The sequence below is a fragment of the Anaerobacillus sp. ABD4_527 genome (assembly GCF_056160805.1).
The window spans coordinates 648,312-666,062 of sequence record NZ_JBSWXZ010000001.1 but is presented as its reverse complement, the minus strand read 5'-3'; the positions used below and the strand labels follow the sequence as shown (position 1 = coordinate 666,062).

Sequence of the window (17,751 nt, the reverse complement as noted above, 5' to 3'; positions counted from 1 at the left end):
AGTTAACAAATAAAAAAAGAGGTTAACAGCACTTCGATGTCAGGAACATTTATTAAAATTGTATATGATTTATGTTAGCGTGAAACCCAATAGGCGTAGAAGGAATTGTAGGACGTTGCCTTGAAAACTACTACTTAAATCCACAATGTATGGTAAACTTATTACGAAAGTACGTTGAGAGGAGCCTCTGTATGAACTTACTGAGGGGAACCATTCTAGTCGTTTTATCCCTTTGCATCGTCCTTGCAATAGGAACTGCCTTTGCAAATGAGCAAAAGGATGAACTTGTTTTTGTTACTGGTGAAGTACAAAAGAAAATGGTGCGATATGAAGAACCCCAACTAACTGAAAAGACAAATGACAAGAGCGGGAACGATGAAGAGACGATCGATGCGGTCGAAAAACCTTATTTTTATCTTATTGTAAACAAAACTCCCTATTTAGCCGATGAATCAAAATGGAACAAGGTCGATGAAGGAGATCACGTCACGATCGGGTATGAACCTGGAAATGTACATAGATTAAAAACAATTGATGAAGAATAGACAATAAGGTACAATACGGTTCGATGTTTTTCTCTCCTGCCACTGTGCAGGATTTTTTATATACAGCAACCTTATTGAAACGGTAATCCGTCGATAATCGGTCGACAACTTATAAAAACAGCCTCTATCTGGCAATGCTGAACAAAATGAGAGAAAAAGAGATAGAAACACATGTTCTCATATGGTAGGCTATTCTATACAGAGTTTTGAAAGGGGAAAAACATGGCAACGAAACAAAAACAAGCAAACGAATATAGTGATGATTCGATTCAGGTGCTTGAAGGTCTTGAAGCGGTTAGGAAACGTCCTGGTATGTATATTGGGAGCACGGATTCAAGAGGTCTTCATCACCTTGTATATGAAATTGTAGATAACTCAGTAGATGAAGTCCTTGCTGGACATGGTGATGAAATCAAAGTAACGATCTATGAAGATAACAGTGTGAGCATTCAGGATAACGGCCGTGGGATGCCCGTTGGAATGCATAAGCTCGGTAAACCAACTCCTGAAATCATCTTAACGGTCCTTCATGCAGGTGGTAAGTTCGGTCAGGGCGGATACAAAACGAGTGGCGGCTTGCATGGTGTTGGTGCTTCTGTCGTAAATGCCTTATCTGAATGGCTCGAAGTGACGATCCACCGTGACGGCTTTACGTTCGTGCAGCGTTTTGAAAACGGCGGTAAACCGGTAACGACCCTTGAAAACAAAGGAAAAACACGTAAGACGGGTACATTGATTCATTTTAAGCCAGACACAACGATGTTTAGCACATTGAATTATAACTACGACACGTTGAGTGAGAGACTTCGCGAAGCCGCTTTTCTTCTTAAAGGATTGAAGATTACGCTAGAAGACCAACGTCATGATCGTAGCGAGCAATTTTACTTTGAAACAGGGATCGAAGCGTTCATCGATTATTTAAACGAAGATAAAGAAACGCTACATCCCGTCGTAACATTCGAAGGTGAGAACAACGGAATCGAGCTCGACTTCTCGTTTCAATATAACGACGGTTTTTCTGAAAACGTTCTTTCGTTCGTTAACAACGTTCGAACAAAAGATGGCGGTACGCATGAATCAGGTATGAAGACTGCAATCACGCGTGTGATCAATGATTATGCTAGAAAAGTGAACTTATTAAAAGAAAAAGACAAAAACCTCGAAGGAAACGATATTCGAGAAGGGTTTACTGCGATCGTATCGGTCCGTATTCCAGAGCACTTACTTCAATTCGAAGGACAAACTAAAAGCAAACTCGGTACAAGTGAAGCGCGTTCCGCAGTTGATGCTGTTGTTTCTGGACAATTTTCTTACTTCTTAGAAGAAAATCCATCGACGAGTGAGATGCTTATTAAGAAATCGATAAAAGCGGCTCAAGCAAGAGAAGCAGCTAGAAAAGCACGTGAAGATGCGCGATCTGGGAAAAAAGGAAAACGTAAAGAAACGATCTTGAGCGGGAAGCTAACCCCAGCGACCTCTCGTAACCCTAAGAAGAATGAACTGTATCTTGTTGAGGGTGACTCAGCCGGAGGTTCGGCTAAACAAGGGCGAGACCGTCGTTTTCAGGCTGTTCTACCGTTACGAGGAAAAGTCATCAATACGGAGAAAGCCAAGCTTCAAGACATTTTTAAAAATGAAGAGATCAATACGATCATTCATGCCATTGGTGCAGGGGTTGGTCCTGACTTTGACATCGAAGATACGAACTATGACAAAGTCGTAATCATGACAGACGCTGACACGGACGGTGCTCACATTCAAGTTCTTCTACTAACGTTTTTCTACCGCTATATGAAGCAGCTTGTCGAACATGGCAAAGTCTTTATTGCTCTTCCTCCACTTTATAAAGTAAGTAAAGGAAAAGGGAAGAAAGAAGTCGTAGAATATGCCTGGGACGAAGAAGGCATGAAAGAAGCGATGAAAAAAGTAGGGAAAGGCTATACGATCCAACGTTACAAAGGTCTAGGTGAAATGAACGCCGATCAATTATGGGAAACAACGATGAACCCAGAAAGCCGCACGTTGATCCGTGTGAAGATCGAAGACATTGCAAGAGCTGAACGACGCGTTTCGGTTCTCATGGGGGACAAAGTTGAACCCCGAAGACAATGGATCGAATCAAATGTGGCCTTTGGATTAAATGAAGATACCAACATCATCGAAAACGAGAATATTTCCATCATTGAGGAGGCGTAACATTGGCTAACGCAGAGAAGTTCTTAGATTTACCACTAGAAGACGTCCTTGGTGATGCATTTGGTAAGTATAGTAAATACATTATTCAAGATCGAGCACTTCCTGATGCTAGAGACGGACTTAAACCCGTGCAGCGACGTATTCTTTACGCGATGCATCATGAAGGAAACATCGCAGATAAACCGTTCCGTAAATCTGCTAAAACAGTCGGTAACGTCATAGGTAACTACCACCCGCACGGTGATACATCCGTTTATGACGCGATGGTACGTATGAGTCAAGATTGGAAAGTGCGAAACGTTTTAGTTGAAATGCACGGAAACAACGGTAGTGTGGATGGAGATCCACCTGCCGCGATGCGTTATACGGAAGCACGTCTTGCAGCGATCTCTTCAGAATTGTTACGAGATATCGAAAAAGATACAGTTGAATTTGCACCAAACTTTGATGATACGCAGGAGGAACCGATTGTTCTTCCTGCTCGTTTTCCGAATCTACTCGTAAATGGCTCAACGGGAATCTCTTCTGGTTATGCGACGGATATTCCACCACATAATCTTGGAGAAGTCGTTGATGCTGCTGTTATGCAGATGGAAAACCCAGATGTCACTGTAGAAGAATTGATGTCTGTCATTAAAGGTCCAGATTTCCCTACTGGCGGAATAGCGCAAGGAACGGAAGGAATTAAGAAAGCTTTTGAAACTGGTAAAGGGAAATTCATCCTTAGAGGAAAAGCCGAAATAGAAGATTTACGAGGTGGCCGCCAGCAAATCGTCGTAACAGAGATTCCATACGAAGTAAACAAAGCGAATCTTGTAAAGAAAATCGACGAACTACGGGTCGACCGTAAAGTTGAAGGCATTTCTGAAGTACGTGACGAAACGGATCGGACGGGACTTCGCTTCGTTATTGAACTGAAGAAAGAGGCAGATGCGTCAGGCATCCTTAAATTCTTGTATAAAGCGACTGACCTACAGATCACGTATAACTACAATATGGTCGCCATTTATAATAAAACACCGAAGCAAATGGGATTGAAACGAATCCTTAAAGCATACATCGAACACCAAAAAGAAGTCGTAACCCGCCGTTCTGAACACGACCTTCGAAAAGCAAAGGCTCGTCAACATGTTGTGGAAGGGTTAATACGCGCCGTTTCGATTTTAGATGAAGTGATCGCTACGATCCGCTCTTCAAAAGATAAGCGTGACGCTAAAAACAACTTGATTAGTGAATATGATTTTACAGAGGCTCAAGCGGAAGCCATCGTAACGTTGCAGCTTTATCGTTTAACGAATACAGATATCACGACGCTTGAAAAAGAGTCCAATGACCTGGATAAGTTGATTAAAAAACTCGAGTCGATTCTCGGGAGTGAGAAGAAACTCGTTTCGGTTATTAAGAAAGAACTTCTTGAAATCCGTAAGAAATATGCTGATGCGCGTATGACTCGAATCGAAGAAGAAATCGAAGAAATCAAAGTGAACCTTGAAGTGATGGTCCCTTCAGAGGATGTGATCGTTACTGTCACAGAAGATGGATACGTTAAGCGTACGAGTCCAAGGTCTTATGCTGCTTCGAACGGAAAAGACTTCGGAATGAAGGAAACAGACTTCTTACTGCGCCAATTTGATAGCAATACAACCAATACCATTCTGCTCTTTACGAATAAAGGAAGCTACATCTATTTACCTGTTCACGCACTACCAGATATCAGGTGGAAAGATCTAGGTCAGCATGTTGCGAATCTATGTCCGATCGATTCAGACGAGCGGATCATTGAAGCGATGGAGATCAATGAATTTGAAGATGAACGGTTCCTCGTATTCGTAACGAAGCAAGGGATGATTAAGAAAACGGAACTATCTCAATACAAAGCTCAGCGGTATTCTAAACCGTTGATGGCACTCAAGCTTAAAAAAGATGATGAACTAGTAGATGTGTACGTGACGAATGGTAAGAACGAAGTGTTTATTGCAACTCATTTTGGTTATGGATTACGATTTAAAGAAGAAGAAGTAAATGTTGTTGGTCAGCGTGCAAGTGGTGTGAAAGGAATTAACTTAAAAGATGATGACTTTGTCGTGAGCGGAATCTTGTTTGATGCAACAACGAAGTTTGACTTATTCCTCTTGACTCATCGGGGAGCGGTTAAGAAAATGCCGTTAAGTGAATTCGATCTAGCCTCACGTGCCAAACGAGGCGTCGTCATGCTAAGAGAGTTGAAATCGAACCCGCATCGAGTGATAGGCGTTAAAACCGTGACAAAAGGTGATACTGTTATTGTTCGGACTGAAAAAGGAGAACCAGTACAAATTGACCCTTCAAGCTACCGACCGAATGACAGGTATAGCAACGGATCGTTTATCGTTGATGTTGCTGACACCGGCAATGCATGTGAATTAAAGAAAGAATCAAATACTGATTAAAACGAATGTGAACCTGTTCAGTTAGTGAACAGGTTCTTTTTATGGAAAAAAGTATGCTATACTAAAGGATGCGAACGTATGATTGCCCCTCCGGAAAAATCGCACCATAATCATCTAAGAATAAAACAACTAGGGAGTTGAGAAGAATGGAAGGAAAAACCCACTTGATGGGTGGTCTTTGTATGGGGGCAGCGGCTCACAGCTATTACATAACGGAAGTCTTACCGGTTCCAGAGCTCATCGTATTTTACGGTAGCTGCTTGTTCGGAGCTTTGTTACCCGATATCTGTCACCCGGGCTCGTGGACAGGTAGAAAAGCGAAAGTATTATCTAAAAACATAAGTCGGTTCTTTGGTCATCGAACGATCACACATAGTCTATTGTTTCTAATCTTAGTCTATTGGCTCACATCTACGTTTACATTTATGTACTACGAGACTGTTCAAATCGGCTTGCTCGTCGGTATTGTCAGTCACTTAGTTCTAGATGCTCTAACGGTGAGAGGAATACAGTTATTTTATCCAATTCCGCTCAGAGTTCGCTTTCCACTCTACTTAAAAACCGCTTCTAAAGGGGAATCAGTCATATCGAGTAGCTTGATGCTCCTAACATTATTTTTTGTATACAAACAAATGTTCTCGTAGCGTAAAATCGGCACTTCTTTTCTTGTAAGCCTAATTACATTCAATCAACGTTACAGTATAGTAAGGTAGAGTAGAGGCTAAAGTAGAAAGGATGGAACTATGAAAAAACCAAGTAACTGGTTAAAGTGGGGCGGCATCATCTTAGTAGTAATTGGACTCATCTGGTTTAGCCGTACCTACTTAGATTTCCGAGTGAACGATATACGAGATTGGATTTTATCATTCGGAGTGTTAGCTCCCATTGTATATATCGTGATCTATACGATTCGTCCGCTTATTTTTTTCCCAGCATCGGTATTATCGATCGCTGGAGGACTCGCTTTCGGGTCTTTATTTGGAACAATTTATACGGTCTTAGGTGCAACCTCAGGTGCCGTCTTATCATTCGTCGTGGCGAGAACGCTAGGAAAATCGATCGCAAATAAAGACTGGCAAGGGAAAGGACGTAAATTACAAGAGCAGCTTGAGAAGAATGGCTTTTTCTATGTTCTATTTTTCCGTTTTGTACCCTTGTTTAATTTTGATCTGATCAGCTATTCAGCTGGTTTGTCAAAAGTTAAGTTTTCATCATTCCTATTCGGTACCTTGATCGGAATAATCCCTGGAACGTTTGCGTATAACTTTCTAGGTAGTAGTCTTGTATCAGGAGATCCGCTTGTGATTGCTAGCGCAGTGATCGTCTTCTTGATCTTGTCTGTTATCCCAATATTGATACGAAATAAATATGCTAAGAAAGACCCAACTCTACAGAAGAAATAAACAAAAAGGATCCTACCGCGATGGCAGGATCTTTTTTATAGTTCAAGTTTTTCATTGGTTAAACGCTTTTTAGCTTTCTTCGTATTGCGCCTCTCAATCACGAGATAGATAATGGTGGAGACTAGTAAGATAGAGTGCGTCACACCAAATTCACTTCCGTAGTAATCCGAATGCCAATAGGACACAATACCAGGAATAACACGATCACTAATTGGATAAAAAATTGGAACAGCGTCATTCATATGTGTTAAAAAGTCGACGAACACATGGAGGAACCATCCCCAAATAAAGCCAGAGAGTGGCGTTAGTTTAAACCCTTTATGCAATAACATAAGGACAATAAACGCAATGAACCAAACTACGAAGGAATGTCCGAGTTTCCTCAAGACATCTACGACTGGGTGGTCAAATAAGACATGAACGAAACCGTGCATTGAAAACGCTTCTTGTGAACCGAACAGTTTTTGTACTCCGTATTCAGCTAATAAGTATAAGAACATGACATAATAGATGATATCAGGAGCGATTCCACCGATCACGATCGACTTGACCGTTTTCCGTTGTTTCTTACGAAAGAAGAAGTAGCTCCAAAATGCATGATGCAATGTATTCATGTTAATTACCTCGCTTAATCCTAACATTGACTCCTATTTTATCATTACATTGTAATGTTTTGCTCATAAATACGCCTATCTACTTTTCATAAGCGTTATTTCAGACACGTTCAGCTCGTTTTGATAAAGTTAGTGATGACGACTACCTTATGGAGGGATCTTATGAATTCATTTAATGAAGAAATAGATAGACACAATACTCATTCAGTAAAATGGGATCATACAGATGACATTTTTCAGAAAGAAGCTCTGCTTCCTATGTGGGTGGCGGATATGGATTTTAAAGCTCCTGAGAAAGTGATAGAAGTGCTTATGGAGCGGGTGAAGCATGGGATTTTTGGCTATTCGATGCCGACACAGAATACGAGAAACGTGGTGAAAGACTGGTTAGAGCGAAGGCATGATTGGTCGATCGATAACGATTGGATCGTTTTTACGTCTGGTGTTGTCCCTGCGATCGCTGCAGCAATCAATACGTATACCTCAAAAGATGATAAAGTTCTAATCCAATCACCGGTTTATTATCCATTTCGGGATATGATTGAGAAGAATGATCGAATCGTAGTGGACAATCCGCTTGTTCTAGAGTCAGGTACATATAAGATGGACTTTGAGGACTTAGAACAAAAGGTAAAAGACCCAGCGGTTAAAATGCTACTACTTTGTAATCCTCATAATCCGGTAGGTCGCGTGTGGACGCGTGATGAATTAACAACTCTAGCGAATTTATGTGTTCAGCATGACGTGTTGATCGTATCGGATGATATACACTTTGATTTAATCTTAAAAGGGAATCAGCACACCCTAATTTCAACGCTTTCATCAGAAATAGAAGCGAATACTATCACGTGTATTTCTCCAAGTAAGACGTTTAACATTGCAGGTTTACAAGCATCTGCGATCGTTATACCGGACGAAAAGAAGCGGGAGCAGTACGAAGATTATATGAAGAAGATGGGATTGTTTGCTCCAAACGCGCTTGGAATTCTAGGAATAGAAGCGGCTTACACGCATGGTGAAAAGTGGTTAGATGAACTCCTTATTTATCTAGAAGATAACTTATCCTATCTAACGTCATTCATTAAAGAAAACTTACCTGAAATTCGTGTGATTCAGCCTGAAGGAACGTACCTGGTCTGGTTGGACTTTCGATCTCTTCAACTAAATCATGAAGAATTAGAGGCGTTTATACAAAACGAGGCAAAGTTAGCACTTGATGAAGGATATATATTTGGAGAAGGAGGGAAGGGGTTTGAGCGAATTAACATCGCCTGTCCTCGCTCCACGCTTGAAAAAGGTCTTAAACAATTAGAAAACGCGTTTATAAAATAGAAATTGGAGGCAGGGCGCTATACAACTGGCGCCTTTTTCTGCGATTAGCGTAGTACCTAATGAGGAAATTTTGTAACAAAACAATGTCATTTATAGAAGTTCTTACATAATCACGCGAAGAATCAGAATTTTTGTTATGATAGAAGAGGTTGGATTTATACAGTAGTCGCTAGATAAGGAAAGCGGGTGATGATTGTGAAAAAAGCCACAAAAGGACTCTTAACCATCCTACTTTTCTCTGTTCTTGCATTTAGTTATCTAAAACTTGCTGAAATTTATGTAGACTATAAGAACGATAAATATAAAAACACTGCGAGTGCAATTAGTCTCGATATCAGTTTGCACCAGAAAATCGAAGAACAGAACATTTATGAAATCCACTTACATAGTAAAACAACGAATGCTAACGAAGTGGTCACATCGAAAGAAAATGAAGAAACGTTAATCAAGTGGATCAACAGCTTCGGCAAAAGCAAAATAACAGAAGTTCCAACACACCGAGTAAGCGTTGATAAAGCTGATCTGATTGTTTACTTTAAAACTGGAAAAGAAATGCGTATCAACTTAGATGATGATTCAATTGTCATTTCGAGAAATGACAATGAAAACAAGAAGTTTAAAAACTATTTGATAAGTGATAATAAATTAACAGAAGACGTCAGAAGCTTATTAGGTAAATAATTTTTAATTCCGTCTCACTATCTTAAGTTTACTTAACGATTGAGACGGAATTTCATTATTTGTAGTGACTTCCTATAATATATATTATGTTAACTAAGATAAAATTAGAAAGACATGTAGATCTTCTTAAGCTCTCTCACTTCTGCTTCATCGTCATACTTTACGGTTACGATCGTTCATTCATTGTCATGTTCGTAGCAACCAAATAAATTCTAGATTGCTCTTCGTAAATCTCGCTAAAAAACTATAGACTACTCGTGTTTACACGAATAGTCTATTAGCTTTATATAATCAGTTTAATTGTATTATATGGAATCACTCATCGTTTTAATTTAGAATCAACGTCGGTTCATGTCCAACACTTTCTCCACCGTAAAATTCAATTACGTTAGCATTGAATCCTGCTGTTGTCGTCGCTTTTAACCTGAACTGTGTAAGTCCATTCGAGTTAATACTAGATAAGCTGCTAGCTGGCAGTTCTATATCGATATAATCACCACTCGGAGGTGCAAAACTTGTTATTGTGGATTGAGTTGGTGCACTTCCGTAATCTGCTTGTTCAATTGAAGAATTGCTACCAAACGTTCCTTTTTTTACATCTAGCTGCAGGTTTGCTATGTTCCCTTGTTTTGATTTTACGTATAATCGGATTTTTGCAGATTGGATAGTCTCTGTAGTCCCACTTGTATCGAACGAAAGCAGTCCACGATACGTATCAGTGTTATACATCCCTTTGTCGCCGATCTTTACTGACCCAGTTCCTTTTCCATCAGCTGTATATTGGCCAACAAACCCATCTTCATTCCCAATCGATACAATTGTAGTTGGATCATTAGGAATACCGGTTTCAATGAGATAATTTTCTGTTTTCACCTTTTCAGCGTTTCCATTCGAATCAACACTAAAGAATTTCAGTGTCGTATCTTTCGTAATCTTAATCGGACTGCTATAGACTTGTGATGATTGGGTTGGAATCGTTCCATCAGTTGTGTAATATGTCGTTACTGGTTCATTAGAGCTTAGTTCAACGCTCACTGAATCCTGATAAGTTCCTCCACTTGGAGAAGCAGTTGTAACAGGCGCATTTGGATCAGGTGGATCAGTCGGTTCGTTAGCATTAAAGAACTCCCACATCATCCTGCTCGCATTTGGTCCTTGAGGGTCTGTGTAGCTTCCCTGTGAGCTCCCACCAGACCATGCATGCCCCATGCTTTCCACGATAACTTTTTTCATCCACACTTTACCGTCTTGCCCATGATAATCATTTAAGGTGTAACTCCTTCCGCCTGGAACCTGCAAGGTTTCCGTGTTTTCAGGAAGATCATCAATCCATTCGTCTTCCGTACCTGTAGCTGATAAATCATTTGTTACTGCCCATTGTGAAATTACTTGATCACCGTTCACAGGTCTAACCGTGTAGTCAGACGTCCCATGAAAGACTATGACAGGTAACAGTTTTGCATGACTACCCATGGCGCTATATGCTGCACGACCTTGTAACGTTGGGTCAGGTCCTCCACTAGACATTGCACTAAAAGCAGAAGATGAAGTTGTAGCTGCTTTGTATTCTAGGCCAGCACCAACCCCAATTCCTGAGAATATATCGGGATAAGTAGCGCCCATGATCACACTCATCGCCGCACCAGCTGATAGCCCTGCTACGTAAACTTGATTTTGTTGGATCGTATAATTTGTTTGGATTTCCTGAACCATGCCAGCGATGACTCTCGGTTCTCCACTACCTCGAGACTGATGACTTGGCTCAAACCAGTTCCAGCATTTACTTGAGTTTGCACTCGAGTTTTGCTCAGGATATAAAATAAGAAATCCCTTTTCGTCAGCGAGCGCATTCATTTGTGTACCAGTAGCAAATTGATTCGCATCTTGCGTGCATCCGTGAAGCATAACGTACAATGGGTAAGATTGATTTTGGTCATATTGTTCAGGAATATACAGCTTATATGTTTTTCCTCCGTAGGATCCTGAAGTGAACTGTCCTGCTGCTAATGTGGAAGAAGGTGACAAGACTGAAGAGCATACTAACAAAAGAATTACACCAATAACCCAACTCATTTTCAATCGCATATAACAACATCCCCTTTCCATTGTGTGTGCTTCGCTATGATAAGGGGCTCGAGTTACACCGTGGTTACAGAAGGATTATTAAATGAATCAAATCTCCTATTATGATTAGGAAACTTACTTCGAGCACAGGTTATCTTTCAGTACAAAAGGATTAACTTTGGATGTTTCAAAACGTTACTCCTAATCATTCTGTTTAATCTTATCTTATGGTTCAAAGACATTGAAACCATCTCAAAGGTTCAAAATTCCGAAACAGAACAAACGTTCTCTACTCGATAAAACCTTGACTCATAAAGAAAAATGGGAGATGCAAAGCAACTCCCATAAATGTGAACTATAGTTGATTCTTTAGATTACTTCCCTTTAAATTGTGGAGCTCGCTTTTCCTTAAAAGCAGCTGCTCCCTCTTTATGATCTTCCGTTGTTACCATCATCGCCTGTGTGATTCGTTCCTGTTCTAAAACATCCGGTAGGGATGCGGTTAGGGATGCATCTGCAATTTTCTTAATAAAACCAAACGCTTTACTAGGCCCTTTAGCAAGCTTCTCAGCAAAAGCGATCGCTTCATCTTGTAACTGAGATAATGGGTACGTTTGGTTGACGATCCTTAATTCTTTTGCCTCTTTTGCTGATATCGGCTGTGCTGAGAAGAACAATTCTTTTGCTTTGTATGGACCGATTAATCGCGGAAGGAATGAAAGTCCTCCACCATCTGAGATCAATCCTACTTGAGTGAAGCTTAAGACGAAGCTGCTGTCTTCTGCTGCTAGGATGATATCACTTGCGAGCGCTAGGTTGAAACCAGCTCCTGCTGCAAATCCGTGGACGACGGAAACAATCGGCTTCTCAAGATCTTTCATCGCAAGTACAAGTTCATTCAATTTCCCAATATGCTCATAAACTTCGGTTGAGGAAGTGTCGCCCATTGTCTTCACATCTCCACCAGCACTGAAGGATCTACCCGCACCAGAAAGAATCACAACACGAATCTCATCGTTCTCCTTTGCATCCTGAATGGCCTTCGTAAGACCTAAAATCATCTCTTTGCTAAATGCGTTCAAGGCTTCAGGACGGTTTAACGTAAGGTGAAGTACTGCTCCCTCTAGATTTACGTTTAAATGATCTGTTTTTACTGTAGTTTCCATTCTAATCTCTCCTTTTATTGTTCGATGATCGAATCATCGTGAATTTTTATAATAAGAAAGCGATTGCATTTTTTGATAGGGCTAACATCGAATCCTTCCCGCTTTTCACACCTCGTACTTCTGTTTCTTGTAGCTATGTTTAGCAACTTTTCTGTTCCGTTCAATCGAACTTCCAAAATCGTAAGGTGAAAGTTCATTGAAAACGAGTTGAACAGCTTGATGTTTTTCTTCTTTCGGTAAAAGACTCATAAGTAGCTTCCGAGCAGTTGACTCAGTAGTTTGAAGAGCTTCTTCTAAATACGTTCTCGCAAGCATGAGTTTTATATCACTCTGGTGTTTCACCGCTCGAAGAACAGCGGACTCTGCAGCATATAACGTAATCGCGATATTTGAAAGCTTCATCACAGTTTCTTGATGTTCCATCAACCGCTCACCGTGTTTCTCATATGCGCTTCCTACACAGTACAGAAAAACGTTTCGGATGCTCTGGATAGCTGATTCTTCATTTAGAGATTCATGACGATTGTCTTCTAAATCTCGTCTTGCTTTCTCGACTAGCTCTTCAATCGGTATGTCACCCTTCATTGCTTTCTTAAACAGCGTTCCGATGATCAATAATCGATTTACCTCGTTTGTACCTTCGAAGATTCGGTTAATCCTTGAATCACGGTACATCTGCTCGATCTGATACTCTTGTATGAAACCGGCTCCTCCATGTAATTGAAGCGATTCATCGACGACTTCATCTAGCGTTTCTGAACCGAAAACTTTACAAATCGCACACTCGACTGCATACTGCATCATTTGTTTGCCGATAATCGTATGATCCGTTTCGTCATAAAGTCTTTTCATGGCTCCCTCTAACAAAGATGCCGTTCGATATTGAAGAGACTCGGAAGCGTAGATTGTAGCCATCATACGCGCTACTTTATCTTGAGTAGCCGTAAATTCAGCGATGGTTCGTCCAAACTGTTTCCGTTCATTCGTATGTTGAAGCGCTAACTTCATGGCATGCTTTGCACCACCAGTACATGCTGAACCGAGGTTGAAACGACCTAAGTTCAGTACGTTTAGGGCAATCACGTGCCCTTTCCCTGTCTCTCCGAGAAGGTTCTCCACTGGTACCATGCAATCTTCAATGATCACTGATCGAGTCGATGAGCCTTTAATCCCCATCTTCTTTTCCTCAGGTCCGAGTGATAGACCCGGGAAATCTTTCTCTACAATAAATGCTGAAAACTGTTCGCCATTGATCTTGGCATACACGATAAACGTATCTGAAAATGCCGCATTCGTAATATATAGTTTTGTTCCATTCAAGAGGAAATGCGTTCCTTCTTTATTCAGTACAGCCGTCGTTTGGGATGCTAGCGCATCGGATCCAGCATTCGGCTCTGTTAAACAATACGCACCGATAAATTCACCTGAAGCAAGCTTGGGTAAATACTTCTTCTTTTGCTCCTCGGAACCAAAGTGAGTGATCGGTAACGTAGCGATGCATGTATGGTTGGAGTGAGCAACACCATAACCGCTCGTTTCTCCAATCACCTCTCCAACGATCCCTTTAGCGATTTTATCGAGCCCAAGTCCTCCGTATTTTTCTGGAATGCTGTGAGCAAGTAATCCAAGCTGTCCCGCTTTCCTCAATAGCGAAACAACTCGATCGAAATCCTGCTGTTCAATCGCCTCTCTATGTAGATTCACATCCCTCTCTACAAACTGACGAGCTGTCTTTGAGATCATACGGTGTTCTTCTGTAAATTCTTCAGGAGTAAAAACGTCGTCTGCTCTTTGAAAAAGGAACGCAGAGCCCGCGGGATTTGCCTTTGTGTCTGCCATGTGAGACCTCCTTAAAGGTGAAGCTTTTTTACCGTTTTACACTCACATTGTTCCTCGCGTGAGCGATTAGGCTTGCAACGAAGTGATTGAGGTGACGAAAACGTTCATCTGACGTTTGTCCCTTTTTAAAGCGATAGTAGATTTGCTGACAAATAACAGCGAGTTTGAAATAAGCAAATGTTAAATAGAAGTTCATCTGAGAAACGTCTCTACCGGATTTACGCGCATAAGACTCGATAAATTCATCTCTCGTCATAAACCCTTTCATCACTGTGACGGGTGGTTTTCCCATTCCTTGTTTAAGCGGTTCTGGGTCATCTTCTTGCAGCCAGTACGCCATTGCCGCTCCAAGATCTGCGAGAGGATCACCAATGGTTGTCATCTCCCAATCAAACAAACCAACTAGTTTGCTTAGGTCATCATGAGCAAACATTGCGTTATTCAGTTTGAAATCATAATGAATAATAGTAGGTTGTTGTGAGTGTGGAATATTATCTGCTAACCAATGCGTTAGCTCTTCAACACCTTTAATGTCATCTGTCTTCGAACGGTTATAACGTTTGATCCAACCGTGAACTTGTCGTTCCATAAATCCGTCTGGACGACTAATTTCTTTCAATCTAGTTGTTTCATAGTTAATGCTATGAAGCGCTACGAGTGTGTCTACCATCGACTCAGACATGCTTCTGCATAGCCCTTCCGATGGTTGAAACCCATCAGGAAATGATGTGTCGACCACTACACCTCTCTTTCTTTCCATTAAAAAGAATGGAGCTCCTAGCAAATTTTCATGATAGAGATACGGCTTAGGAGCTAAAGGGAAGATCGGGTGTAGTTCCTTCAAGATCGTAAATTCCCGCTCCATATCATGAGCCTTCGGTGCTACAGGTCCTAGGGGAGGTCTTCTGAGAACGGCTTCCCACTCACCTATCGATAGCTCATACGTTAAATTGGAACTACCGGTACCAAATTGACGAATTGTAAGCGAATCATCAGGCAAATCCTCGATGTTTTCTCTTAAAAAGTTTTCAAGCTTTCGTTGATCGAGCTCTTCTCCTTCTCGAACAGAAATCGTATCATCTGAATAAGACATCGTTCACCTCCAGATTAGTAGCTTGCTAGTTCTTCACTTGTTTTTTTGTATAGTCATAAAAGCCTCTACCGGTTTTACGTCCAAGTGTCCCTGCTTTTACCTTTTCCTCAATGAACTTAGGAGGTTTATCCTCAGGATTACCAGTTTCACTGTAACGCTGCTGCATCACATAGTAGCCGACATCGATTCCTGATAGATCCATCAATTCAAATGGACCGATCGGGTGCTTGAGTGCTTTTCTACAGATTAGATCGATATCTTCAAAGTCTGCGATTCCTTCTTCGTATAAGTTCATCGCTTCTTTTTGTAATGCGCCTAGGATACGGTTTGCAACGAATCCTGAAATTTCTTTTCTTAGTAAGACGCCTGTGCGATTGATTCGTTCACAGAGTTCCATTGTGACACGAGCGGTCTCTTCTGAGGTCTCCTCACTCATAACAACTTCGACACAGTCCATTACAAGCGGCGGGAAGAAGAAATGCATGTTCACTACTTTATCCTTACGATTCGTAACAGATGCGAGGAGAGAATTAACAATCGTTGAACTGTTTGTTGCAAGGATGACTTCAGGAGATGCGTATTCATCGATCTTTTGAAAGACGTCACGTTTAGCATCTAGTTTCTCGACGATGGCTTCGATGATAAAATCTGCTCGAACAGCCGCTTCTTCTAAACTTGTAGTAAAGTGCAATCTACTCATTGCTGCTTGTACATTTTCTTCTGTGATCTTTCCCTTTTTAACCCACTTTGTCATGATGTCTTCAAGTTTCTCACGTGCCCCTTTTAGTGCCTCTTCATTAATATCTTGAATGGTTGTGTTATATCCTCCGAGTGCACAGAGCATGCCGATTTGATGCCCCATCGATCCTGCTCCAAGAACTGTGATGTTCCTAATTTCTGAATGGTTCATTTTCGTTCCTCCTTAAGAATACTGAAGATTTAATTGCTTTCCTCAATGCCATTTAACACCATGTCAACGAATATTCTAGCTACTTCTTTATCAGGCAAAGGTCCATCTGGCTGGTACCATTGGTAAGTCCAATTTGACATGCCAAGAATACCAAAAGTGACGATTCCGATATTAAGGTCGTTTCGGAATTCTCCATTTTCAACGCCTTGCTTTAACAGGTCTTCAAAGTGAAAACGGATTTGGTCCCGCTTCGGTAAAATCTCTGATAAATTACCTTCATTCAAATTCTTTATTTCACGAAAGAAGACGCGCGCACTTTTTCCTTCGAGCTCAATGTTATGAATGAGCATGTAGACCATGTCATAGAGCTTTGTTCGACAATTCTTTGAGCCGTCTTCTAAAATCTCTTTTTGCTGCTGAATCATGCTGTCGATGTAAGAAGAATGAATGTCCATCAACAGTGCTTCTTTACTTTTAAAATAGTAGTAGAAGGTACCTTTCGTCACACCGACGGCGTCTACGATATCTTGTATCGATGTTTCACTGAATCCTTTTTTCTCAAATAGCTCGATGCTTTTCAATGTTAGTTTGTGTTTCATAGTAGGTTCCTCTCTATCTATCGCGTATTATCGTTTTCTAGTCTTATGAAGCTTAATCTGAAATCCCCTTAGTGACTGACGTAACTCCTAATCACATGGCGTGCTGTCCACCATCTACGACGAGAATATCTCCTGTTACATAGTTGGATGCATTTGAAGCCAAAAACAATGCTGCACCCTTTAGATCGTCGTCAGAACCAAATCGATTTAAAGGCGTCGAATCTAGTATTTTGTCACCACCAGCTTCAATAAGTCCCTTTGACATTTTTGTTGGAAAGAAACCAGGAGCGATCGCATTAACGTTGATGTTGTGTTCTCCCCACTTTACGGCTAAATCTTTTGTAAATGTGATGACTGCTCCTTTACTCGTGTTGTAGCCGATCGCATTCATGAAACGAGGATCAGCACCACCGAGTCCTGCAACAGATGCGATGTTGATGATTTTACCGCTTTTTTGCTTGATCATTTCTTTACCTACTGTCTGTGAAAAAAGGAATGTGCCGGTTACGTTCACCTCCATCACTTTATGCCACGCTTGAAGAGGCATCTCGATAACAGACTCTCCCCACGTTGCGCCACTGTTATTAACGAGAATATCGATTCTCCCAAACTGTTTCATCGTTTCATCGACGACTCTTTGGATGTGTTCCTGATTCGTTACGTCACACTCGAATGCAAGGGATTTAACGCCGATTTTTTCTAATTCATCTCGAACTTCTTCACATGCTTCCAATTTCCTTGAACAAACAACGACGTTTGCACCAGCTTCTGCGAATCCTTCTGCGATTTGTTTTCCAAGTCCTCTTCCGCCACCAGTCACGATGGCTGTTTTTCCTGATAAGCTAAATAACTCCATCACATTCATGCTGTGTTCCTCCCT

General features: G+C 41.1%; 15 protein-coding genes. 7 read left to right on the top strand and 8 right to left on the bottom strand.

Annotated features, from left to right (window positions below; genetic code table 11):
- Positions 1-191: 191 nt before the first annotated feature.
- From ACXAHI_RS03405 to ACXAHI_RS03385, 5 genes are all read left to right on the top strand, one after another.
- Positions 192-545 carry a hypothetical protein gene (locus ACXAHI_RS03405; RefSeq protein ID WP_270182231.1) on the top strand — a complete coding sequence of 118 codons (354 nt, stop codon included), beginning with the start codon at positions 192-194 and terminating at the stop codon, positions 543-545.
- Positions 546-767: 222 nt separating this feature from the next.
- Positions 768-2,741 carry a DNA topoisomerase IV subunit B gene (gene parE, locus ACXAHI_RS03400; protein WP_270182230.1) on the top strand — a complete coding sequence of 658 codons (1,974 nt, stop codon included), beginning with the start codon at positions 768-770 and terminating at the stop codon, positions 2,739-2,741.
- A 2-nt stretch (positions 2,742-2,743) separates the two neighbouring features.
- Complete coding sequence (gene parC / locus ACXAHI_RS03395; RefSeq protein ID WP_270182229.1) at positions 2,744-5,170, top strand: DNA topoisomerase IV subunit A; 2,427 nt, start codon at positions 2,744-2,746, stop codon at positions 5,168-5,170.
- A gap of 146 nt (positions 5,171-5,316) precedes the next feature.
- Positions 5,317-5,814: a metal-dependent hydrolase gene (locus ACXAHI_RS03390; RefSeq protein WP_474845960.1), complete on the top strand. Its 498-nt coding sequence runs from the start codon at positions 5,317-5,319 to the stop codon at positions 5,812-5,814.
- Positions 5,815-5,913: 99 nt separating this feature from the next.
- A complete protein-coding gene (locus tag ACXAHI_RS03385) occupies positions 5,914-6,573 on the top strand; it encodes a TVP38/TMEM64 family protein (protein ID WP_474811678.1) in 660 nt (219 codons plus the stop codon).
- 35 nt (positions 6,574-6,608) lie between these two features.
- On the opposite strand, the gene ACXAHI_RS03380 is transcribed toward ACXAHI_RS03385, so the two are convergent.
- Complete coding sequence (locus ACXAHI_RS03380) at positions 6,609-7,187, bottom strand: hypothetical protein (RefSeq protein WP_474845958.1); 579 nt, start codon at positions 7,185-7,187, stop codon at positions 6,609-6,611.
- Positions 7,188-7,349: 162 nt separating this feature from the next.
- Here ACXAHI_RS03380 and ACXAHI_RS03375 point away from each other — a divergent pair, with 162 nt between their 5' ends.
- Together ACXAHI_RS03375 and ACXAHI_RS03370 are read left to right on the top strand one after the other, a co-directional pair.
- Complete coding sequence (locus tag ACXAHI_RS03375; protein WP_474845956.1) at positions 7,350-8,519, top strand: MalY/PatB family protein; 1,170 nt, start codon at positions 7,350-7,352, stop codon at positions 8,517-8,519.
- Between the two features lie 189 nt (positions 8,520-8,708).
- A complete protein-coding gene (locus tag ACXAHI_RS03370; RefSeq protein WP_270182224.1) occupies positions 8,709-9,200 on the top strand; it encodes a hypothetical protein in 492 nt (163 codons plus the stop codon).
- 327 nt (positions 9,201-9,527) lie between these two features.
- Here ACXAHI_RS03370 and ACXAHI_RS03365 read toward each other — a convergent pair whose 3' ends face one another.
- The 7 genes from ACXAHI_RS03365 to ACXAHI_RS03335 form a co-directional block, all read right to left on the bottom strand.
- Positions 9,528-11,285 (bottom strand): extracellular catalytic domain type 1 short-chain-length polyhydroxyalkanoate depolymerase, encoded by a 1,758-nt coding sequence (locus ACXAHI_RS03365; protein WP_474845954.1) that lies wholly within the window; start codon positions 11,283-11,285, stop codon positions 9,528-9,530.
- Positions 11,286-11,638: 353 nt separating this feature from the next.
- Positions 11,639-12,430 (bottom strand): enoyl-CoA hydratase/isomerase family protein, encoded by a 792-nt coding sequence (locus ACXAHI_RS03360; protein WP_474845952.1) that lies wholly within the window; start codon positions 12,428-12,430, stop codon positions 11,639-11,641.
- Positions 12,431-12,535: 105 nt separating this feature from the next.
- Positions 12,536-14,269, bottom strand: a complete 1,734-nt coding sequence (locus ACXAHI_RS03355; protein ID WP_474845950.1) for an acyl-CoA dehydrogenase family protein — start codon at positions 14,267-14,269, stop codon at positions 12,536-12,538.
- A gap of 28 nt (positions 14,270-14,297) precedes the next feature.
- Entirely contained in the window at positions 14,298-15,362 is a 1,065-nt protein-coding gene (locus ACXAHI_RS03350; protein ID WP_474845948.1) for a phosphotransferase family protein, read from the bottom strand.
- Positions 15,363-15,387: 25 nt separating this feature from the next.
- Positions 15,388-16,272, bottom strand: coding sequence for a 3-hydroxyacyl-CoA dehydrogenase family protein (locus tag ACXAHI_RS03345; RefSeq protein WP_474845946.1), 885 nt, complete (start codon positions 16,270-16,272; stop codon positions 15,388-15,390).
- Between the two features lie 29 nt (positions 16,273-16,301).
- Positions 16,302-16,871 carry a TetR/AcrR family transcriptional regulator gene (locus ACXAHI_RS03340; RefSeq protein ID WP_474845944.1) on the bottom strand — a complete coding sequence of 190 codons (570 nt, stop codon included), beginning with the start codon at positions 16,869-16,871 and terminating at the stop codon, positions 16,302-16,304.
- A 91-nt stretch (positions 16,872-16,962) separates the two neighbouring features.
- Positions 16,963-17,736, bottom strand: coding sequence for an SDR family oxidoreductase (locus ACXAHI_RS03335; protein WP_474845943.1), 774 nt, complete (start codon positions 17,734-17,736; stop codon positions 16,963-16,965).
- Positions 17,737-17,751 lie beyond the last annotated feature (15 nt).